Source organism: Streptomyces sp. LaPpAH-108 (genome assembly GCF_000373625.1).
Classification (GTDB): Bacteria; Actinomycetota; Actinomycetes; order Streptomycetales; family Streptomycetaceae; genus Streptomyces.
Genome location: NZ_KB891987.1, coordinates 1,061,734 through 1,081,518, shown reverse-complemented (window position 1 = coordinate 1,081,518; position 19,785 = coordinate 1,061,734). Strand labels below are relative to the sequence as shown.

Sequence of the window (19,785 nt, the reverse complement as noted above, 5' to 3'; positions counted from 1 at the left end):
GCCGGCGGCTCCGCCGCGTCGGATCGTTCGTCCATAGGCCGTGCATCGCCCGTCGCCCCCCTCACCATTCCGAAGTGTCCATCCCCGGCGCCTAACGGTCGGCGGCGCTGCCCCTGTCGGGACGATACACCAGGATCGTCACTCAGGGACATAGCTTCTCTACTCTCCGTGACGACCAGCGGTGATGCGGGCACACCCCGCACCCGGAGGGTCGCGGAGGGTGCCCGAAGCGGTCAACCGCCGGTGGTGCCGGGGCCGGTGGTGAGGATCACGTTGCGCAGCGGCTCATGGTTCACGAACCGGCTCAATTGGTCCACGAGCAGTCGCGCGGCACGCGGCGGGAACGCGGAGCTGAGTCCGCCCACGTGCGGGCTGATCAGCACACCGGGGGCGCGCCACAACGGATGCCCCGGCGGCAGCGGTTCGGGGTCGGTCACGTCGAGCGCGGCGATGAGCCGTCCGCTCTCCAGCTCGGCGAGCAGCGCGCCGGTGTCGACGACGGGTCCGCGCGCGACGTTGACCAGCAGGGCGCCGTCCTTCATCCGGGCCAGGAAGGCGGCGTCGGCCAGGTGCCGGGTCGCCTCGGTCAGCGGCACGGAGAGGATCACCACGTCGGCCTCGGGGAGCAGCGCGGGCAACTCGGTGAGCGGGTGCACCAGGCCGCGCTCGGTGGTGCGCCGGGAGCGCGCGACGCGCAGCACGCGCGCCGGTTCGAACGGGACGAGCCGGTCCTCGATCGCCTCCCCGATGGCGCCGTGGCCGACGACGAGCACGGTCCGGTCGGCCAGCGATGGCCTCGGCACCGGCCGCCAGCGCTCCTCGTCCTGGTCCCGGACGAAGCCGGGGACGCCGCGCAGGGCGGACAGCGTCAGGGTGAGCGCCAGCTCGGCGGTGCTCGTCTCGTGCACCCCGCGCGCGTTGCAGAGGTGAACGCCGGGGCCCACCGCCGAGAGCGCCGGAAGCATGTCGTCCACCCCCGCGGTGAGGGTCTGGATCAGCCGCAGCCGGGTCATCTCCTTCAGCGGGCGGTGCTTGACCGCCGCGCCGCGCAAGTACGGCACCACGTACGCGACGCAGTCGGCCGGGTCGCCGGGGAACTCCTGCTCACCGCTTTCGCCCCCGTCCCAGAAGAGGTACCGGAACCCGCCCGGCAGTCCGCGGATCTTCTCGGGAGGAATGGGCAGCCAGACGTCATCGGTCATGTGCGGGAGGCTAATTCAGGACGGTCGTGCCGGGAGGCGTTTCGGGTGGTCGCGGGCGGGAGGGCGATTCCGGCGGGGCGGGTGGCAGAGGTTAGGTTGGGGCGGAGGGCGAGGGAGGTTCGCGGGCAGGTGGAGCGCAGGACGATCGGCGCGGGCATCCTCGCCGCGGGGGCCGTGGGGCTCGGGTGCATGCCGATGAGCTGGGCCTACAGCGCGTCGCGGCGGCGGGGCGAGGAGTCGCTGAGAACCGTGCACCGGGCGCTGGACCTGGGCATGGATTTCCTGGACACCGCGGACATGTACGGCCCGTTCACCAACGAGCTGCTGCTCGGGCGGGTGCTCAAGGAGCGGCGCGCGGACGCCTTCGTGGCGACCAAGGCGGGGCTGCTGGTGGGCGGCGACCGGCACATCGTGGCCAACGGCCGCCCCGGCTATGTGAAACGTGCCTGCGACGCCTCGCTGCGGCGCCTGCAGACCGATGTGATCGACCTCTACCAGCTGCACCGCGCCGATCCCGAGGTCCCCGTGGAGGAGACCTGGGGCGCGATGTCCGAGCTGGTGCGCGCCGGGAAGGTGCGGGCGCTCGGGCTGTGCGCGCTGGGCCCGCGCGGCACGCGCCGCTCCGGGGCCGGGCGGTACGACGTCACGCTGGACCAACTCCGGCGCGTGCAGCAGGTGTTCCCGGTGGCCTCGGTGCAGGCGGAGCTGTCGGTGTGGTCGCCCGAGGCGCTGCGGGCCCTGCTGCCGTGGTGCGAGGCGCGGGGCGTGGCCTTCCTCGCGGCGATGCCGCTGGGCAGCGGCTTCCTGACCGGCACGCTGACCCCGGGCCAGGGCTTCGAGCCGGACGACGTCCGTGCCCGGCACCCGCGCTTCACCGCCGAGATGATGGCCGCCCACCAGCCGATCGTGGCCGACCTGCGCCGGGTGGCCCGCCGCCACGGTCCGGCGGTCACTCCGGCCCAGGTGGCCCTGGCCTGGGTCCTCTCCCGGGGCCGCCATGTGATCGCCCTGCCGGGCACGAAGCAGGCCCACTGGGCGGAGGAGAACGCGGGGGCGGTGGAGTTGCGGCTGACACCGGAGGACCTGGCGGAGCTGTCGGGCGCGGTGGGGGTGCCGGGGGTGCGGGGGTCCTGGGACTGATCGGGGGGGGCGGTGCGGGGGAACGCCGGGCTCCGGATGTGGGACTTCGGGAACGGGAACGGTGGCCCGGTACGTTTGCGCGTCAGACGGGGTAGCTGTTCCACGGCCGTCGCTCCGAGAGGACCTTGATCGTGCGAAGCCGAATCCTGCCGGCGGTGCTGGTGACGACCGCGCTGCTCGTGGCGGGCTGCTCCAGTGACAGCGGCGGGGCGTCCGACGGCGGGCGGAGCACCGCGCCCGGTGGTACGGCCACGGAGACCGCTTCTCCGGCCGCCCCCGCCGCCAAGGGCTCGGTGAAGGTGCTGCGGACGGTGGCCGAGGGGCTGCGCACCCCGTGGGGGCTCGCGCCGCTGCCCGGCGGCGATCTGCTGGTCTCCTCCCGTGACGACGCCACGCTCACCCGGATCGACCCGAAGACCGGGAAGAAGACCGAGCTGGGCCGGATCTCCGGGGTCTCCCCGGCCGGGGAGGGCGGTCTGCTGGGCATCGCACTGTCCCCGGACTTCGCCTCGGACCACATGGTGTACGCCTACTTCACCTCCGCTTCCGACAACCGCATCGTGCGCGTGCGCTACGACGAGAACAAGCCGTCCGGTGAGCGGCTGGGCGCCCCCGACACGGTGTTCAAGGGCATCCCCAAGGGCCGCATCCACAACGGCGGCCGGATCGCCTTCGGCCCCGACGGGATGCTCTACGCGGGCACCGGCGAGAGCGGCAGCGGCGACCTGGCCCAGGACCGCGACTCGCTCGGCGGCAAGATCCTCCGGCTGACCCCGGAGGGCGAACCGGCGCCCGGCAACCCCTTCCCGCGCTCCCCCGTGTACTCCTACGGCCACCGCAATGTGCAGGGCCTGGCCTGGGACTCCCGGCAGCGGCTCTTCGCCTCGGAGTTCGGCCAGGACACCTGGGACGAGCTGAACGCGATCTCCCCGGGCGGCGATTACGGCTGGCCCGACGCCGAGGGCAAGTCCGACGACAAACGGTTCACGAGTCCGCTGGCCCAGTGGCACACCGACGAGGCGTCCCCGAGCGGCATCGCCTCCGTGGACGGCGTGATCTGGATGGCGGGGCTCAGGGGCGAGCGCCTGTGGCGCATCCCGCTGCGCGGCACCGCCGCCTCGGCACCGCCCCAGGCGTTCCTCGACGGGGAGTACGGCCGCCTGCGCACGGTGCTCCCGGCGGGCGGCGACCGCCTCTGGCTGCTCACCAGCAACACCGACGGACGCGGGAACCCGAAGAAGGGCGACGACCGGCTCCTTGAGCTGCGGGTGAGCTGACGGGCCGCCACCACGGCGGGGACGGGGGCGGAGGTGGGGGGCAGGGCCGGGGGCCGAGGTCTGTCCGGCCGCTCGCGGAAGGCCCGTCACCCCGCCACCAGCCGCTCCTCCCCCGGCGGGAACAGCTCCAGCCGGTGGGCCAGCGCCGCCGCCTCGCCCCGGCTCGACACCCCCAGCTTCGCCAGGATGTTGGAGACGTGCACGCTCGCCGTCTTCGGGGAGATGAACAGCTCCTCGGCTATCTGCCGGTTGCTGCGACCGGCCGAGACCAGGCGCAGCACGTCCCGCTCCCGGCCGGTGAGACCGAGGGCGGCGGCCGGGTCCGCTGCGGCGAGGGGCTGCTCGGGGGCGCGGGCCAGGGTGAGGCGGGCGCGGCGGGCGAGCCGGGCCACCGCGTCGGCCAGCGGGCGGGCGCCCAGATGGTCCGCGACCGCCGCGCTCAGCCGCAGCAGTTCCACCGCCCGCTCCCGCTCGTCCTCCCCGCCCTCCGCGAGCAGCGCCCCGGCCAGCCGGTGGCGGACCCGGGCGAGATCGTAGGGCCGGTCCAGGCACTCGAAGGCGTGGGCCACCGGCGACCAGACGGCGGCGCTCGCCCGGTCCTCGGCGCGCAGCAGCTCCGCGCGGGTCCACTCCTCGTACGCCCGCCAGAGCGGGACACCGGTCGGCAGGGTGCGCACGGTCTCGCGGAGCAGGGCGAGCTGCGCGGCGCGGCCGGGTTCGGCGGCGGCCAGGGTGCGCAGGTCGGCCTCGGCGGTGGCGGCGGCCCGCAGCAGCGGCCAGGCGTCCCGGTGGGCGCCGGTCGGCACCCCGCGCTCCAGTGCCGTACGCAGTTCGGCCCGGGCGTCCTCGAACCGGCCCTCCTCGACGGCGACCCCGAGGGCGACCCGGGCGAGGGGGAGCCACTGCTGGGGCATCGGGTCCTGGGTGCCGTAGCGCTCCCGGGCGGTGGCCAGTTGCCGGGACGCCTCCGCGACGTCGCCCCGGGCCAGCGCGAACCGGGCGAGGCTCAGGGCGCCGCCGCCCTGTGGCCGGGCGCTGGTGCCGGTGCGCAGGGCCCGCTCGGCGGCCTCGGCGGCCTCGGTCCAGCGGCCGAGTGCGTACAGCGTCTCGGCGAGGTTGCCCCACATCCACGCCTGGGGGTCGCGGGGTCCGGAGCGGCGGGCGAACTCGAGTCCTTCGCGCAGCAGGGGTTCGGCCTCCCGCTGCCGTCCGAGGTTCAGCAGCACGGAGGGCACGTTGATGTAGGCGCGGCGGGCCACCTCGGTCACGCCCTCCGCGAGCGCGTCCGCGCTGACCTGGCGCAGCTCGGCGAGCCCGGCGTCGATGCCACCCGCGTCGATCATGAGGCTGCCGAGGGTGAGCCGGGCGTTCAGCTCGATCTCGCGGGCGCCGACCATGCGCGCGTACTCCACGGCCCGCTCGGCGGCGGCGAAGGCGTCCGGGCCCGGCCGGTGCAGCATGGACCAGCCCGCGACGAGGGTCAGCACCTCGGCGTGCACCTCGGAGGGCGGCAGACCGCGCACCAGGTCCTGGGCGGTGGCCAGTTCGCTCCGGCCGTCGCCCCGGGCCAGCGCCTGGACCAGACAGGAGCGCTGTACCCAGAACCAGGCGGCGCGATAGGGGTCTCCCCTGCTCGAACGCAGTTGAGAGCTTGGGGAAGGGTCGGGGTCGTCCTCCAGGAGGCGCAGGGCTCGTTTGCAGATCTTCAGCGCGCGTTCGCGCTCGCCACCGAAGTTTCCCGCCACCACCGCCTCCGCGAGCAGGTCGACATAGCGCAGCGGGGCGGCCGTGGGGTCCGGCTCCCCGGGCGCGGGCGAGCAGGCCGGGTAGACGTCCATGCAGTCGAGGGGGCGCAGGGCCGCGCGGGTCTCGTCCGGCGCGGTGTCCCACAGGGCCGTCGCCCGCTCCAGGAGGCGCAGTTGCTCGGTGTAGGCGTGCCTGCGGCGGGCCACCACGGCGGCGTCGAGGACGGCGGGCAGCGCCTTGGCCGGGTCGTGGGCGTGGTACCAGTACCCCGCCAGGCGCAGTACGCGGGCGTCGGCCGGGACGAGCCCGGGGTCGGCCTCCAGGGCTTCCGCGTACCGCCGGTTGAGCCGGGAGCGTTCGCCGGGCAGCAGGTCGTCGGCGACGGCCTCGCGGACCAGGGAGTGGCGGAAGCGGTAGCCGTCGCCGTCCGGGTCGGGGGTGAGGATGTGGGCGCCGACGGCGGCGCGCAGGGCCTCGATGAGGTCGTCCTCGGCGAGCCGGGCGACGGCGGCGATGAGCGGGTGCTCCACCGTGGAGCCGCCTTCGGCGACGATCCGGACGACCCGCTGCGCGCTCTCGGGCAGCGCCTCGACGCGGACGAGCAGCAGATCGCGCAGCGAGCCGGTGAGCCCCGTGCCGCAGCCCTCGCATCCGGCCACCGCCAGTTCCTCCACGAAGAAGGCGTTGCCGTCGGAGCGTTCGAAGATGGCGTCGACCTGGCGCGGGTCGGGTTCGGCGGCGAGGATGCCCGCGATCTGACGGCCGACCTCCTCGCGGGTGAAGCGGGCGAGTTCGAGGCGGCGGACGGTGCGCAGCCGGTCCAGCTCGGCCAGCAGGGGGCGCAGCGGGTGGCGGCGGTGGATGTCGTCGGAGCGGTAGGTGGCCAGGAGCAGGACGCGGCCGGTGCGCAGGGTGCGGAAGAGGTAGGCGAGGAGATGGCGGGTGGCGGTGTCGGCCCAGTGCAGGTCCTCCAGGACCAGCACCACGGTCCGCTCGGCGGAGGCCCGCTCCAGGAGCCGGGCGGTCAGCTCGAACAGCCGGGCCGTGCCCTGCTCGTCGGGTCGGCCCGCGCCCGCGCTCTCGCCCAGCTCGGGCAGCAGCCGCGCCAGCTCCGCGTCCTGTCCGCTCGCCGCGTCGGCGAACGGCTCGGGCAGGGCCGCGCGCAGGGTGCGCAGCGCGCCGGAGAAGGGGGCGAACGGCAGCCCGTCCGCGCCGATCTCCACGCAGCCGCCCCGCGCGACGACCGCGCCCCGGGCCGCCGCGAGGGCGCCGAACTCCTCGGTGAGGCGGGTCTTGCCCACGCCCGCCTCACCGCCGAGCAGCAGCGCCTGCGGCTCCCCCTCGGCGGCACGGGCGAGCGCGTCTTTCAAGGCGTCCAACTCGTCGGCACGGCCGACGAACACGGGACTGACGGACCTGGTTTCCACGTGCCCGAGCATCGCACGGGTCGGGGAGGAGACGGCGGGAGTTTTCCACAGGGCCGGTGCGATCGTCGTACCACCACCGGTCGTCGTACCCCCACCGGTCCCTGACGCCGAGTCGGCACCCACCGGCCCGGCCCTCACGCCGCGGGCGTGAACCGGCGCCGCTCAGGACCGCCGGTATGCGACTCGGCCTCCGCACCGTCCTGTCCGGCGCCCGAGCCGCGCCGCCGGGTCCGCCGTGCTGCACGGGCCGTCCGTGTCGCCTCGCGGACCAGCCGGGCCTGTTCGGCCTCGCGGCGCAGCTCGGCGGAGCGCAGCCGGTGGTAGTCGTCGTACGCGAACATGGCGTGTCCTCCTGGGATTTCGGCTTGCTCGCTTCTCGCGAGGACTCCACCCTCCGCTCCCAGGGGGCCGCGCCGCATCGGGCGACTTCCGCATCTCGGCGGCGCCGTCCGGGCCCCGGGCACGCGTAAGGGGGCCTCAGGGACTCCCCACAGGCCCTGAGGCCCTGTGGAAACTCTCTGAGGCCCCCTGAGGAGGCACCGGGATCAGCCCGCCGAGGGCACTCAGCTCGCCGAGGGCAGGCCGAGCAGCGCGTCGGAGTACTTCAGCACTGCGAGCAGCAGACCGATGACGCCGAGCGAGACACCCGCCCAGGCGACCGACTTGATCCAGGGGGCCTGCGGCCGGTCGGGGGTGCCGAAGGCGGGCCGGATCAGGACGACCGCGCCGGTGACCAGCGCGGCGATCGCGAACAGACCGGCCCACAGCGCGGTGGCGTGCCAGGAGTCGCCGTAGACCGCCTTGATCTGCTGGGAGACGCTCGCGGTGGACGAGGTCTTCAGCTGGCCGATGAGCTGCGCGCGGGCCGAGGCCAGCGTGCCGATCCAGCCGCCGTTGAGCGAGACCAGGCCGAGCGCGGCGGAGACCACGGCGGCGGCACCCTGACCGACCCCGGTCTTCTCCCGGGGCGCGGCGGAGTCGTCCTCGGCGAAGGGCTCGTCGGCGTCCTCGGCGAGGATGTCCTCGTGGTCCTCGGCCGACGGCTCGGTGCCGGTACCGGCCTCCGCCTCGGGAGCCTTCTCGGGGGCCTCCTTCTCGGGGGCCTCGGCCACCGGTGCCTCCTGCGGTGCCCGCTCGTCGTCGGTCTGGGTGACGTCTGTCTTCGTAGCCATGCCCGGCACCGTACGGACGGAGTCTGAGAGTCTTCTTAACGATCGCTGTGAGCGGCACGCGCGCATGCCGCAGGCCACTCCGGGGCGAGCTTTTCACACCGCCGTTCACACCCGGCGCATCAGTCGAACTGGTCGCCGAGGGCCATGATCATCGTCCCGGCCACCAGGAGCCACAGCGCGCGGCGGGTACGGCCCCGGGAGCCGAGGAACCCCGCGAGGGCGCACACGGCCGCGCCCAGGCCGTAGGCGGCGGGCACCAGCGCGGGTTCGGCCCCGGTCAGCCGGAACAGCGCGGCCCCGGCTCCGGCGGCGCAGAGCAGGGCGCCGGTGAGGACGGAGGCCCAGCGGGCGCGGCGGGCGTCGTCGTACGCGTCATCGTCGTCATCGTCGTCGTCATCCGGATCGCCGTCCGAGGCGTCCGCGTCCCCCGCGTCCTCTGCGTCCCCCGCGTCCTCGTCCCCTTCGGCCGCCCCGGCCGCGTCGTCCCCCGCGAAGCCCTCGGTCCCCGCCGTCTCCTCGTCGCCGTCCCCCGTGCTCCCCGCGAGGTCGTCCCGTTCGGCGGTGACGGGTGCGGTGCCGGAATCGGTACGTCCACTCATGCGGCGCGAGCGTAGCGCCTCCCCCGGATCGATCCGGGTGCGGGGCTGCCCGTAAGAGTGCTGTCCCTGCTCGTTCGTGACCGCGCGGAGCGTGGGCACGCGCGCGTAGGCCCGTGAGCCCGTGTGCACAAGGGTGTGGCCCCGCAGGACGCGAAGTCCTGCGGGGCCACGACCGGTGTGTGCGGGGCTCAGCCCTCGCTCACGCCCAGCTTCTCCAGGATCAGCTCCTTGACGCGGGCCGCGTCGGCCTGGCCACGGGTGGCCTTCATGACCGCGCCGACCAGGGCACCGGCCGCCGCCACCTTGCCACCGCGGATCTTGTCCGCGATGCCCGGGTTGCCGGCGATGGCCTCGTCCACGGCCGTGCCGAGCGCGGAGTCGTCGGAGACGACCTTCAGACCGCGCTTGTCGACGACCTCGTCCGGGGTGCCCTCGCCCGCGAGGACGCCCTCGATGACCTGGCGGGCCAGCTTGTCGTTCAGATCACCGGAGTCGACCAGCGCGGTCACCCGCGCGACCTGCTCCGGGGTGATCGCCAGCTCGTCCAGGGACGTGCCCGACTCGTTGGCGCTGCGGGCCAGTTCGCCCATCCACCACTTGCGCGCGGAGGCCGCGTCGGCACCGGCGTCGATGGTGGCGACGATCAGGTCCAGCGCACCCGCGTTGGTGATCGACTGCATGTCGGTGGCCGAGATGCCCCACTCCGCGAGGAGGCGGGTACGGCGGGCCAGCGGCAGCTCGGGCAGCGCGGCGCGGATCTTCTCGACCCACTCGCGCGAGGGCGCCACCGGGACGAGGTCGGGCTCCGGGAAGTACCGGTAGTCCTCGGCCTCCTCCTTCACGCGGCCCGAGGTCGTGGACCCCGTGTCCTCGTGGAAGTGGCGGGTCTCCTGGACGATCGTGCCGCCGCCGTCGAGCACGGCCGCGTGGCGCATGATCTCGAAGCGGGCGGCACGCTCGACCGAGCGCAGCGAGTTGACGTTCTTCGTCTCGGAGCGCGTGCCGAACTTGTCGCGGCCGTGCGGGCGCAGCGACAGGTTGACGTCGCAGCGCATCTGGCCCATCTCCATCCGCGCCTCGGACACACCGAGGGCGCGGATGACCTCGCGCAGCTCGCGGACGTAGGCGCGCGCGACCTCGGGGGCCCGCTCGCCCGCGCCCACGATGGGCTTGGTGACGATCTCGATGAGCGGGATGCCCGCGCGGTTGTAGTCGAGCAGGGAGTGGGACGCGCCGTGGATACGGCCGGTGGCGCCGCCGACGTGCGTCGACTTGCCGGTGTCCTCCTCCATGTGGGCGCGCTCGATCTCCACGCGGAAGGTCTCGCCGTCCTCCAGCTGCACGTCGAGATAACCGTCGAAGGCGATCGGCTCGTCGTACTGGGAGGTCTGGAAGTTCTTCGGCATGTCCGGATAGAAGTAGTTCTTCCGGGCGAAGCGGCACCACTCGGCGATCGAGCAGTTCAGCGCGAGGCCGATCTTGATCGCGGACTCGACGCCGGTCGCGTTGACGACCGGGAGCGCGCCGGGCAGGCCGAGGCACACGGGGCAGGTCTGCGAGTTGGGGTCGGCCCCCAGCTCGGTCGAACACCCGCAGAACATCTTCGTGTTGGTGCCGAGTTCGACATGGACCTCAAGGCCCATGACGGGGTCGTACGACGCCAGAGCGTCCTCGTACGACACCAGGTCGGTCGTGGTGGTCACGGTGAAAACTTCCCTCTCAGCCCAGCAGGACGTCGTCGTCGCCCAGCCGCTTCAGCTCGCGGTAGAGGATGGCGAGTCCGGTGACGATGGCGACGGCGGACGCGGCGGCGTCGATCAGGCGCAGCGTGTCGTGCTCGGCGCGGGCCTTCTTGATCTGCTTGGCGACACCGACCGCGCTGAACGCGGTCCCGGCCATGGACAGGTACGTACCGGACTTCGACTTCTTGAAGCCCTTGGCCTTGTTCAGTGCACTCACAGCGACGGTGCCTCCTCGATGAGCGGGTGCCCCCACTTTTCCACGAAGGCGGCCTCGACGGCGGCGCCGACCTTGTACAGCCTGTCGTCCTGCATCGCCGGGGCGATGATCTGCAGGCCCACCGGGAGGTTGTCCTCCGGGGCGAGACCGCAGGGCAGCGACATGGCCGCGTTGCCCGCGAGGTTCGTCGGGATGGTGCACAGGTCCGCGAGGTACATCGCCATCGGGTCGTCGGCGCGCTCGCCGATCGCGAAGGCGGTGGTCGGGGTCGTCGGGGAGACGATCACGTCGACCTGCTCGAAGGCCCTCTCGAAGTCCCGCGTGATGAGGGTGCGGACCTTCTGCGCGGAGCCGTAGTAGGCGTCGTAGTAGCCGCTGGAGAGGGCGTACGTGCCGAGCATGATGCGGCGCTTGACCTCGTCGCCGAAGCCCGCCTCACGGGTGAGGGAGGTGACCTCCTCGGCCGAGTGGGTGCCGTCGTCGCCGGTGCGGCGGCCGTAGCGCAGGCCGTCGAAGCGGGCGAGGTTGGAGGAGCACTCGGACGGCGCGATCAGGTAGTACGCCGACAGGGCGAGGTCGAAGGACGGGCAGTCCAGCTCGACGATCTCGGCGCCCAGCTCCTTGAGCAGCTCGACGGACTCGTCGAAGCGCTGGAGGACACCGGCCTGGTAGCCCTCGCCGCGGAACTGCTTGACGACGCCGACGCGCATGCCCGCGACCGAGCCGTTGCGGGCCGCCTCGACGACCGGCGGGACCGGGGCGTCGATGGAGGTGGAGTCCAGCGGGTCGTGCCCGGCGATGACCTCGTGCAGCAGGGCCGCGTCCAGGACCGTACGGGCGCAGGGGCCGCCCTGGTCCAGGGAGGAGGAGAAGGCCACCATGCCGTAGCGGGAGACCGAGCCGTAGGTCGGCTTGACGCCGACCGTGCCGGTGACGGCGGCGGGCTGGCGGATGGAGCCGCCGGTGTCGGTGCCGATGGCGAGCGGGGCCTCGAAGGAGGCGAGCGCGGCGGAGGAACCGCCGCCGGAGCCGCCGGGGATCTTGGTGAGGTCCCAGGGGTTGCCGGTCGGGCCGTACGCGCTGTTCTCGGTGGAGGACCCCATGGCGAACTCGTCCATGTTGGTCTTGCCGAGGATGACGACGTCGGCGTCCTTGAGGCGCTTGGTGAGCGTCGCGTCGTACGGCGGGATCCAGCCTTCGAGGATCTTGGAGCCGACGGTGGTCGGCACGCCCTCGGTGGTGAAGATGTCCTTGAGCGCGAGCGGGACGCCGGCCAGCGGGCCGAGCTTCTCGCCGCGGGCGCGCTTCTCGTCCACGGCGCGGGCCTGGGCGAGCGCGCCCTCGCGGTCGACGTGCAGGAAGGCGTGCACCTTCTCGTCGACGGCGTCGATGCGGGCGAGGTGGGCCTCGGTGACCTCGACGGCCGTCAGCTCGCCGGAGGCGATCTTCCCGGCGATCTCGGCGGCCGTGAGCTTGATGATGTCGGTCATGACGGGTTAGTCCTCCCCCAGGATCTGCGGCACCTTGAAACGCTGCTGCTCCTGGGCGGGGGCGCCGGAGAGCGCCTGCGCGGGGGTGAGCGAGGGACGGACCTCGTCCGCGCGCATGACGTTCGTCAGCGGGAGCGGGTGCGAGGTCGGCGGTACGTCTTGGTCGGCGACCTCACTGACGCGGGCGACCGCGCCGATGATGTCGTCCAGCTGTCCCGCGAAGTGGTCGAGCTCTTCGGGCTTCAGCTCCAGACGCGCCAGCCGGGCGAGGTGGGCGACCTCCTCGCGCGTGATGCCAGGCATTCAGCGATCCTCTGGGGTGAGTGTGTGTGCTTTGGCCCAATCCTATGGGGCGGGCCCGGGTACCCGTGAAACGGTTTCCCCGGCCCGCCCTGCGGATCGGCGGTCGCCCCGCTCAACTCCGCCGCTCCTCCCACGCCGCGCTCCGCAGGAAGTGGTTGTCGTACCGCTCCTGCACGTCCAGCAGGCTCTCCGGGGTCAGCTCGCCGAGGCGGATGCGCTGGAGGTGGCGGAAGTACTCGAAGCGCTCGACGCCCGGGGTGATGACGACCAGGAGATCGGCCCGGGAGCCGGGGACGGCGGCGAAGGCATGCGGGCGCTCGGGCGGGACGATGATCAGATCGCCGCGTTCGGCGGTCACGATGTCGTCGCCGGAAAGGACCTCGGCGGCGCCGTCGAGCAGATAGAACATCTCGGCGGAGCGATGGTGGACGTGCGGGCGGGCCCCGTCGGCCCCTTCCGCGAGGGTGACCCGCACGGTGGACAGCGCGCCCCCGCTCACGCTGCTGTCGGCCAGCAGCTTCACCCCCACGGGGTCGCCGCCGATCACCTCGGCATCCGCGTCCCGGACGAGCACGGTGTCGTCGAACTTCGGCACGAACAGTGACATGGGTTTCCCCCTGTGGGATCAGACGACTGGGATCAGACGGCCGGGATCAGACGGCGAAGAGCAGGGCGGCGCTGATCAGGACGACGACGGCGGTGGCGAAGTGGATGCCGAAGGCGACGGCCCGCGTACCCCCGTTGCGCAGGACGATCAGGGTGTCGCCGAGCGGGATCAGAGCGACACAGAGCATGAACCACGCCTCGGCCCGCACGCCCACGAAGAAGAGCAGCGCGAGACCGACGAGACCGAGGGTGCCGTCCCTCGTCCCCTTGATCGAGAGATAGGCCCCGGCGTCGCCCTCGGGCCGGGCGGGAACGCCGTAACCGGTCGCGGCGGAGGCGGGCTGGAACAGGAAGCGGTAGCCGAGGAACACACAGAACAGATCGAGCACGACGGCCAGGGTGTACGCGGTGACGAGCATGTCTTCTCCCCCTGATTTCTAGCAACGCTAGCAGTAATAGCGAAGCTAACAGAGCGGGGGCAGAAATGCTAGCGCTGCTAGAATCCCGACCATGTCGATCCAGAAGCGCCGGGAGCGCGAACGAGCGGAGCGCGAGCGGCTGATCGTCACCGCCGCACGGGAACTGGCCGAGACCGAGGGCTGGGACGCGGTCACCACCCGCCGCCTGGCCGCCGAGATCGAGTACAGCCAGCCGGTCCTCTACAGCCACTTCAAGGGCAAGGACGCGATCATGGCCGCCGTCGCGGTCGAGGGCTGCGTGGAGCTGGCGGCGGAACTACGGACAGCCCGCACGAAGGCGACGACCCCGAAGGACGCCCTGGCAGCCGTGGGCCAGGCGTACACCGCCTTCGCCCACCGCCGACCCGCCCTCTACGACGCGATGTTCACCCACCACGTGGACCTGCCCTTCGCCACCCCGGAAGCCCCGGCCCCACTGAAGGAGGCATTCGGCGAGATTCTCCAGGCGGTGGAGCCGATCGCAGCCGAGAACGAGAACCCCGACCTGCTCACGGAGACGTACTGGGCCGCCCTGCACGGCCTGGTCACACTGATGCGAAGCGGCCGTCTGCCGAAGGAGGCACAGGAGACAAGGCTGGCTCTACTGATCACCCACTTCGCGACAACTCCCTAAGGGGCGCGGGGAACTGCGCGATCAACCACAACGCACCCGCACCTTCAAACGGCGAGAACCCCTACTCACCGGCCGGAAGCGCCGCAGGCGACCGCCACCCCCGAGACCCCCGAGCCCGCAGCCAAGCGGTGGTCTCCTCGGGAGGCATAGCGGCAGCGACAAGCCACCCCTGCACCGCGTCACACCCCAGATCCCGCAACCGCTCCCACGTCTCGTCGTCCTCCACACCCTCGGCGACGACCACGAGCCCCAGCGAATGCGCCAGATCCACCGTGCACCGCACGATCTCCGCGTCCTCGGCGTCCACCGCGAGCCGCGCCACGAAGGACCGGTCGATCTTCAGCTCGCTGACGGGCAGCCGCCGCAGATGCACCAGCGACGAATACCCCGTACCGAAGTCGTCGAGCGACATCTTCACCCCGTGCCCCGTGAGCGCGGCCAGTGTGTCCGCGGCCCGAGTCGGGTCCTCGAGGAGCACGTGCTCGGTGATCTCCAGCTGGAGCGCCCCCGCCGGGACACCGTGCCGGGCGAGCCGGGCGGCGACCGAACCGGCGAAGCCGGGCGAGTGCACGTCGCGCGGGGAAACGTTGACGGCCACCGGCACCCGCAGGCCCTGTTCGCGCCAGCGGGCGACCTGGCCGAGCGCGGTCTCCAGGACGTACTCGGTGAGCAGCGGCATCAGCCCGGAGGTCTCGGCGATCGCGATGAACTCGTCCGGCGGAACCTTTCCGCGCTCCGGGTGCACCCAGCGCACCAGGGCCTCCAGACCGGCGACCTGCCCGTCGAAGCGCACCTTGGGCTGGTAGTGCAACTGCACCTCGTGGGCGTCCAGGGCGCGGCGCAGATCGCCCAGGAGGGCGAGCCGGTCGGGGGTGTTGGAGTCCCGCTTGGACTCGTACGCCTCCACGCCGGAGCGGTCCCGCTTGGCCTGGTACATCGCCACGTCGGCGCGGCGCAGCATCCCCTCGGCGTCCAGGGCGTGGTCGGGGAAGAGGGCGACGCCCGCGCTGGCCTCCAGGACGAGGGTGAGCCCGTCCAGGTCGAGCGGTGAGCCGAGCGTGGTGACCAGGCCGCGGGCGATCCGGGTGGCCGAGGTGGTGGAGTCGGCCACGGGCAGCAGGACCGCGAACTCGTCCCCGCCGAGCCGCGCGGCCTCCGCCCCGCGCGGCAGGGCGTGCCGCAACCGTTCCGCGATCTGCAGCAGTAACCGGTCCCCGGCGAGATGCCCGAGGGTGTCGTTGACGGACCGGAACCGGTCGAGGTCGATCAGCAGCAGGGCGGAACGCGCCCCGATGCGTTCGGCGTCGTCCAGCGCGGTCCAGATCCGCTCCAGCAGCCACTGCCGGTTGGGCAGCCCGGTCAGCGGGTCGCGCAGCTGCTCCTCGGCGCGGGCCCGGGCCATCCACAGCGCGGAGTCGAGCGCGATCAGCGGGACGGCGAACAGCGGCAGCAGCACCGGCTGCGCGTCGGCGACCACGCAGACCAGCGGGGCGATGCCGAGCAGCGCCACCGCGACAAGCCCCTGTCTGACCAGCGCGCTGCGGGCGATGGTCGGCAGCCCGCGCCCGCGCGGGGCGCGCAGGTACCACAGCAGCCCCCGGCCGACGACGAGATAGGCGGCAGCCGCGAGGACGGTCTCGGGGACGGTGCCGAGCCCCCAGCCGCCCATCCCCCAGGGCCGTTCGACGGTGGGCACCCGGCCGAACGCGCCGAGCACCAGGGCGCCCGCGCCGATGCCGAGGATGTCCACCGCGCCGTGCAGCAGGCCCTGGCGCGGACGCTGGCGCCGGGCGATGCCGACCAGGACGACGACGGTGAGGCTGACCAGGGCCGCGGGTATCCAGCCGTAGAGCAGCAGGACGGCGAGGGTGAGGGCGGCGCCGGAGCCGGTGCCGCCCCACCAGCGGGCCCGGCCGAGCATGACGAGGTGTCCGACGATGACGCCGGTGAGCAGGGCGAGCGCCCAGCCGGCCGTACCGCTCGGGAAGAGGGCGTGGCCCTCGACGAAGGCGTCGGCGAGACCACCGGCGAGCGTCAGTCCGGCGGCGACGGCCACGAGCGCGGGCAGCGACCGCAGTTGACGCAGCCGGGAGGCGGCGGGGGCGCCGAGGGGCGGCGGGAGCACGGGAGTTCGCGCACCGGCGGGAAGGGGTGCGGGGGCGCGCGGACCGGCGCGGTCGCCGCTCTGTCCGGTCCACCGGTTCCCCCGCCACGCGCCCGGACGACGGCGTGGCCGCCGTGGGTCCGGGGCAACGCTCTCGGTCGGTTCCATTCCCGTCCCTCTCACAGCCGGCGGTGCCCACGCCACGCGGCTCGATGGCCGTCGGCCATCGGCGGCCCGGCGGTGTACAGCCCTCCCCCGGGCCGCCCTGCGGCCACGGGGATGCCCCGGCCGCGGCTGGGCACGGCGGGCGCACACCTCAACAGTAGGCCGCCAAGGGCTTCCTCGGGCAGCGGTCGTGGACGGTTGCCCGAATGCGGCCGGGCCACCCGTATGCATCTGATATGCGCCGATCGGGTGGCCTTCAACCGCTACTCCTCGGTCGCCAGGGCGACTTCGGCCGCCGCGTCGGGGCCGCGCTCCAGCAGGACGGTGAAGCCGTCCTCGTCCAGGACGGGCACCTTGAGCTGCATCGCCTTGTCGTACTTGGAGCCGGGGTTGTCACCGACGACCACGAAAGAGGTCTTCTTGGACACGGATCCGGTCACCTTCGCGCCCCGGGTCTGCAGGGCCTCCTTGGCGCCGTCCCGGGTGAAGTTCTCCAGGGTGCCGGTGACGACGACGGTGAGTCCTTCGAGGGGGCGCGGTCCCTCGTCCTCGCCGGTGGCCTCCTCCTCGAGGGGGACTCCGGCCGCCTTCCACTTGCGCACGATCTCGCGGTGCCAGTCCTCGGCGAACCACTCCTTGAGGGCGGCGGCGATGATGGGGCCGACGCCGTCGGTGGCGGCCAGTTCCTCCTCCGTGGCCGCCTCGATGCGGTCGATGGAGCGGAACTCGCGGGCGAGCGCCTGCGCGGCCACGGGTCCGACGTGACGGATCGACAGGCCGTTGATGAACCGGGCGAGCGGGCGCCCCTTGGCCGCCTCGATGTGCTCGAGGAGGGAGAGCGTGTTCTTCTTCGGCTCGCCCTTCTGGTTGGCGAAGACGGTGACGACCTTCTCCTCGCCGGTCTTCGGGTCGCGCTTGGGCAGCCCGCTGTCGGGGTCGAGGACGTACGCCTTGATGGGGAGCAGCTTCTCCACCGTCAGGTCGAACAGGTCGCCCTCGTCCACCAGCGGCGGCTCGGCGGGTTCGAGGGGCCGGGTGAGCGCGGCGGCGGCGACGCCCCCGAAGTGCTCGATGTCCAGGCACTCACGGCCCGCGAGATAGGCGACGCGCTCTCTCAACTGGGCCGGGCAGGTCCGCCCGTTGGGGCAGCGGAGGTCGATGTCGCCCTCCTTCATGGCCCGCAGCGGCGTGCCGCACTCGGGGCAGTCGGCCGGCATCACGAACTCCCGCTCGCTGCCGTCGCGCAGGTCGACCACCGGGCCCAGGATCTCCGGGATGACGTCACCGGCCTTGCGCAGCACCACGGTGTCGCCGATGAGCACGCCCTTGGCCTTGACGACCTCCTGGTTGTGCAGGGTGGCGAACTCGACCTCGCTGCCCGCGACCTTGACCGGCTCGACCTGGGCGTAGGGGGTGACGCGGCCGGTGCGGCCGACGCCGACCTTGATGTCGACTAGCTTGGTGTTGACCTCCTCCGGCGCGTACTTGTACGCGATGGCCCAGCGCGGGGCGCGCGCGGTGGAGCCGAGGCGGCCCTGGAGGCGGATCTCGTCGAGCTTGACGACGACGCCGTCGATCTCGTGCTCCACGGAGTGGCGGTTCTCGCCGTAGTACGTGATGAACTCCCGTACGCCGTCGAGGTCGTCGACCACGCGGTTGTGCGCGGAGGTGGGCAGGCCCCAGGTCTTGAGCAGGTCGTACGCCTCGGACAGGCGGGTCAGTCCGCTGAAGCCCTCCAGGGCGCCGATGCCGTGGACGACCATGTGCAGCGGGCGGGTGGCGGTGACGCGCGGGTCCTTCTGGCGCAGTGAACCGGCCGCCGCGTTGCGCGGGTTGGCGAAGGGCTTGTCCCCGGCGGCGACCAGGCGCTCGTTCAGCTCGAGGAACTTGTCCATCGGGAAGTAGACCTCGCCGCGGATCTCCACGAGGTCGGGCACCTCGTCGCCGTGCAGGCGGTCCGGGATGTCGGTGATGGTGCGGACGTTGGGCGTGATGTCCTCGCCGGTGCGGCCGTCGCCCCGGGTGGCGGCGCGGGTGAGGCGGCCGTGCTCGTAGGTGAGGTTGACGGCGAGTCCGTCGACCTTCAGCTCGCACAGGAAGTGGTAGTCCTGGTCGCCCAGTTCGCGCTGGACGCGGTCGGCCCAGGTGGCCAGCTCCTCGTCGTCGAAGGCGTTGTCCAGGGAGAGCATCCGCTCGCGGTGGGCGACCGCGGTGAACTCCGTCTCGTAGGACCCGGCGACCTTCTGGGTGGGCGAGTCCGGGGTGCGCAGCTCCGGGTACTCCTCCTCCAGGGCCTCCAGGCTCTTGAGCAGCCGGTCGAACTCCGCGTCGCTGACGACGGGAGCGTCCTTCACGTAGTACCGGAAGCGGTGCTCCTCGACCTGCTCCGCGAGCCGCCCGTGCCGCTCGCGCGCCTCGGCGGGCACCGTTGTCGTCGCCGCTTGGTTGTCGCCGGCCACCGTGTGGTCCTCCCGTTACTCAGGGTTGTCCGCGAGGGATCTCGCCGCCCGGACGCAGTGGGCGAGCGCCGCACGGGCGTAGGCGGGGGAAGCACCCGCCAGACCGCACGTGGGCGTGACCGTGACCGCCTCCGCGAGCAGCCCCGGACGCAGCCCCAGCCTGCGCCACAGCGTCCTGACACCCATGACGCTACCGGCAGGGTCTGACAACGCGGCATCAGTGCCGGGGACGACACCCGCGAAGAGCCGGGTGCCCGCCTCGACGGCCTCGCCGATCGCGTCGTCGTCACGCTCGGTGAGAAGCGCGAAGTCGAAGGAGACGGCGTCCGCGCCCGCGCGGCGCAGCAGCGCGAAGGGCACGTCGGGGGCGCAGGAGTGGACGAGGGCGGGGCCTTCGCCGTTCGCGCCGAGGACGTCGCGCAGGGCGGACTCCACGGTCTGGCGGTCGACGGCGCGGTGGGTACGGTAGCCGCTGGCGGTCCTGATCTGCCCGCGCAGGACGGCCGTCAGGGACGGCTCGTCGAGCTGGAGGACGACGCGGGCGCCGGGGATGCGGCGGCGCACGTCGGCGAGGTGGAGCCGCAGTCCCTCGGCGAGCGAGGCGGTGAGGTCGCGGCAGGCGCCGGGGTCGGAGAGCACGGCCTCGCCGTTGCGCAGCTCCAGGGCGGCGGCCAGCGTCCAGGGGCCGACCGCCTGGACCTTGACGTCGCCCTCGTAGCCCTGGGTGAACTCCTCCAGGGCGTCGAGGTCCTCGCGCAGCCAGGCGTGCGCGCGCCGGGTGTCGCGCCCCGGCCGGTCGGACAGGCGCCAGCCGCTGGGCTCCACGCGCGCGTACAGCTCGACGAGCATCCCGGCGGTGCGGCCGATCATGTCGGCGCCGGGGCCGCGCGCGGGCAGCTCGGCCAGGTACGGGAAGTCCTCCAGGCTGCCGGTGACCGTCTTGGCGGCCTCGCGCGCGTCCCCGCCGGGCATCGAACCGACGCCGGTGGCGGCCGGGAAGGTGAACTCGCTCTTCTCACTCACCCCGGCAGGGTATGCCGTACG

At 73.0% G+C, this 19,785-nt stretch carries 17 protein-coding genes; 3 read left to right on the top strand and 14 right to left on the bottom strand.

All coding sequences use genetic code 11. The features are described from left to right. Positions 1-233: 233 nt before the first annotated feature. On the bottom strand, positions 234-1,202 hold the full coding sequence (locus tag B079_RS0104950; RefSeq protein ID WP_018544675.1) for a 2-hydroxyacid dehydrogenase: 969 nt from the start codon (positions 1,200-1,202) through the stop codon (positions 234-236). 129 nt (positions 1,203-1,331) lie between these two features. Between B079_RS0104950 and B079_RS0104945 the strand changes: the two genes are divergently transcribed. Then, entirely contained in the window at positions 1,332-2,342 is a 1,011-nt protein-coding gene (locus B079_RS0104945) for an aldo/keto reductase (RefSeq protein ID WP_018544674.1), read from the top strand. Between the two features lie 146 nt (positions 2,343-2,488). Next, positions 2,489-3,619, top strand: coding sequence for a PQQ-dependent sugar dehydrogenase (locus B079_RS0104940; protein ID WP_026248366.1), 1,131 nt, complete (start codon positions 2,489-2,491; stop codon positions 3,617-3,619). A gap of 86 nt (positions 3,620-3,705) precedes the next feature. Here B079_RS0104940 and B079_RS0104935 read toward each other — a convergent pair whose 3' ends face one another. The 10 genes from B079_RS0104935 to B079_RS0104890 all read right to left on the bottom strand — a co-directional run bounded on the left by B079_RS0104935 (position 3,706) and on the right by B079_RS0104890 (position 13,340). After that, complete coding sequence (locus tag B079_RS0104935; protein ID WP_199779877.1) at positions 3,706-6,804, bottom strand: helix-turn-helix transcriptional regulator; 3,099 nt, start codon at positions 6,802-6,804, stop codon at positions 3,706-3,708. 122 nt (positions 6,805-6,926) lie between these two features. Next, a complete protein-coding gene (locus B079_RS0104930; protein WP_018544671.1) occupies positions 6,927-7,133 on the bottom strand; it encodes a hypothetical protein in 207 nt (68 codons plus the stop codon). Positions 7,134-7,355: 222 nt separating this feature from the next. Then, the gene (locus B079_RS35720) at positions 7,356-7,964 is read right to left on the bottom strand and encodes a hypothetical protein (protein WP_018544670.1); all 609 of its coding nucleotides are present in this window, start codon (positions 7,962-7,964) and stop codon (positions 7,356-7,358) included. A gap of 119 nt (positions 7,965-8,083) precedes the next feature. Beyond that, positions 8,084-8,563: a hypothetical protein gene (locus B079_RS0104920; RefSeq protein ID WP_026248365.1), complete on the bottom strand. Its 480-nt coding sequence runs from the start codon at positions 8,561-8,563 to the stop codon at positions 8,084-8,086. Between the two features lie 188 nt (positions 8,564-8,751). Then, a complete protein-coding gene (gene gatB, locus B079_RS0104915; RefSeq protein ID WP_018544668.1) occupies positions 8,752-10,266 on the bottom strand; it encodes an Asp-tRNA(Asn)/Glu-tRNA(Gln) amidotransferase subunit GatB in 1,515 nt (504 codons plus the stop codon). 16 nt (positions 10,267-10,282) lie between these two features. Beyond that, positions 10,283-10,522 carry a hypothetical protein gene (locus B079_RS0104910; protein WP_018544667.1) on the bottom strand — a complete coding sequence of 80 codons (240 nt, stop codon included), beginning with the start codon at positions 10,520-10,522 and terminating at the stop codon, positions 10,283-10,285. Continuing rightward, complete coding sequence (gatA, locus tag B079_RS0104905; protein WP_018544666.1) at positions 10,519-12,012, bottom strand: Asp-tRNA(Asn)/Glu-tRNA(Gln) amidotransferase subunit GatA; 1,494 nt, start codon at positions 12,010-12,012, stop codon at positions 10,519-10,521. Before gatA ends, B079_RS0104910 begins: the two co-directional genes overlap by 4 nt. Positions 12,013-12,018: 6 nt before the next feature. After that, positions 12,019-12,315: an Asp-tRNA(Asn)/Glu-tRNA(Gln) amidotransferase subunit GatC gene (gene gatC, locus B079_RS0104900; RefSeq protein ID WP_018544665.1), complete on the bottom strand. Its 297-nt coding sequence runs from the start codon at positions 12,313-12,315 to the stop codon at positions 12,019-12,021. 112 nt (positions 12,316-12,427) lie between these two features. Further along, positions 12,428-12,922 (bottom strand): cupin domain-containing protein, encoded by a 495-nt coding sequence (locus tag B079_RS0104895; RefSeq protein WP_018544664.1) that lies wholly within the window; start codon positions 12,920-12,922, stop codon positions 12,428-12,430. A gap of 46 nt (positions 12,923-12,968) precedes the next feature. Next, positions 12,969-13,340 carry a DUF4267 domain-containing protein gene (locus B079_RS0104890; RefSeq protein ID WP_018544663.1) on the bottom strand — a complete coding sequence of 124 codons (372 nt, stop codon included), beginning with the start codon at positions 13,338-13,340 and terminating at the stop codon, positions 12,969-12,971. Between the two features lie 91 nt (positions 13,341-13,431). Between B079_RS0104890 and B079_RS0104885 the strand changes: the two genes are divergently transcribed. Continuing rightward, positions 13,432-14,013, top strand: a complete 582-nt coding sequence (locus tag B079_RS0104885; RefSeq protein ID WP_018544662.1) for a TetR/AcrR family transcriptional regulator — start codon at positions 13,432-13,434, stop codon at positions 14,011-14,013. A gap of 61 nt (positions 14,014-14,074) precedes the next feature. On the opposite strand, the gene B079_RS0104880 is transcribed toward B079_RS0104885, so the two are convergent. From B079_RS0104880 to B079_RS0104870, 3 genes are read right to left on the bottom strand one after another with little or no spacing between them, the layout of a single operon-like run. Continuing rightward, positions 14,075-16,513, bottom strand: coding sequence for an EAL domain-containing protein (locus B079_RS0104880; RefSeq protein ID WP_420705750.1), 2,439 nt, complete (start codon positions 16,511-16,513; stop codon positions 14,075-14,077). A 32-nt stretch (positions 16,514-16,545) separates the two neighbouring features. Further along, positions 16,546-18,741 (bottom strand): NAD-dependent DNA ligase LigA, encoded by a 2,196-nt coding sequence (ligA, locus tag B079_RS0104875; protein ID WP_018544660.1) that lies wholly within the window; start codon positions 18,739-18,741, stop codon positions 16,546-16,548. 15 nt (positions 18,742-18,756) lie between these two features. Next, the gene (locus B079_RS0104870; RefSeq protein ID WP_018544659.1) at positions 18,757-19,764 is read right to left on the bottom strand and encodes a methionine synthase; all 1,008 of its coding nucleotides are present in this window, start codon (positions 19,762-19,764) and stop codon (positions 18,757-18,759) included. Positions 19,765-19,785: the final 21 nt, after the last annotated feature.

Excerpts from the sequence above, each read along its gene's own strand:
- B079_RS0104895 (WP_018544664.1), bottom strand. The coding sequence starts at position 12,922 with ATGTCACTGTTCGTGCCGAAGTTCGACGACACCGTGCTCGTCCGGGAC.
- B079_RS0104890 (WP_018544663.1), bottom strand. The coding sequence starts at position 13,340 with ATGCTCGTCACCGCGTACACCCTGGCCGTCGTGCTCGATCTGTTCTGT.
- B079_RS0104920 (WP_026248365.1), bottom strand. The coding sequence starts at position 8,563 with ATGAGTGGACGTACCGATTCCGGCACCGCACCCGTCACCGCCGAACGG.
- B079_RS0104935 (WP_199779877.1), bottom strand. The coding sequence starts at position 6,804 with ATGCTCGGGCACGTGGAAACCAGGTCCGTCAGTCCCGTGTTCGTCGGC.
- gatA (WP_018544666.1), bottom strand. The coding sequence starts at position 12,012 with ATGACCGACATCATCAAGCTCACGGCCGCCGAGATCGCCGGGAAGATC.
- B079_RS35720 (WP_018544670.1), bottom strand. The coding sequence starts at position 7,964 with ATGGCTACGAAGACAGACGTCACCCAGACCGACGACGAGCGGGCACCG.
- B079_RS0104880 (WP_420705750.1), bottom strand. The coding sequence starts at position 16,513 with ATGCATACGGGTGGCCCGGCCGCATTCGGGCAACCGTCCACGACCGCT.
- B079_RS0104885 (WP_018544662.1), top strand. The coding sequence starts at position 13,432 with ATGTCGATCCAGAAGCGCCGGGAGCGCGAACGAGCGGAGCGCGAGCGG.
- gatC (WP_018544665.1), bottom strand. The coding sequence starts at position 12,315 with ATGCCTGGCATCACGCGCGAGGAGGTCGCCCACCTCGCCCGGCTGGCG.
- B079_RS0104950 (WP_018544675.1), bottom strand. The coding sequence starts at position 1,202 with ATGACCGATGACGTCTGGCTGCCCATTCCTCCCGAGAAGATCCGCGGA.
- B079_RS0104930 (WP_018544671.1), bottom strand. The coding sequence starts at position 7,133 with ATGTTCGCGTACGACGACTACCACCGGCTGCGCTCCGCCGAGCTGCGC.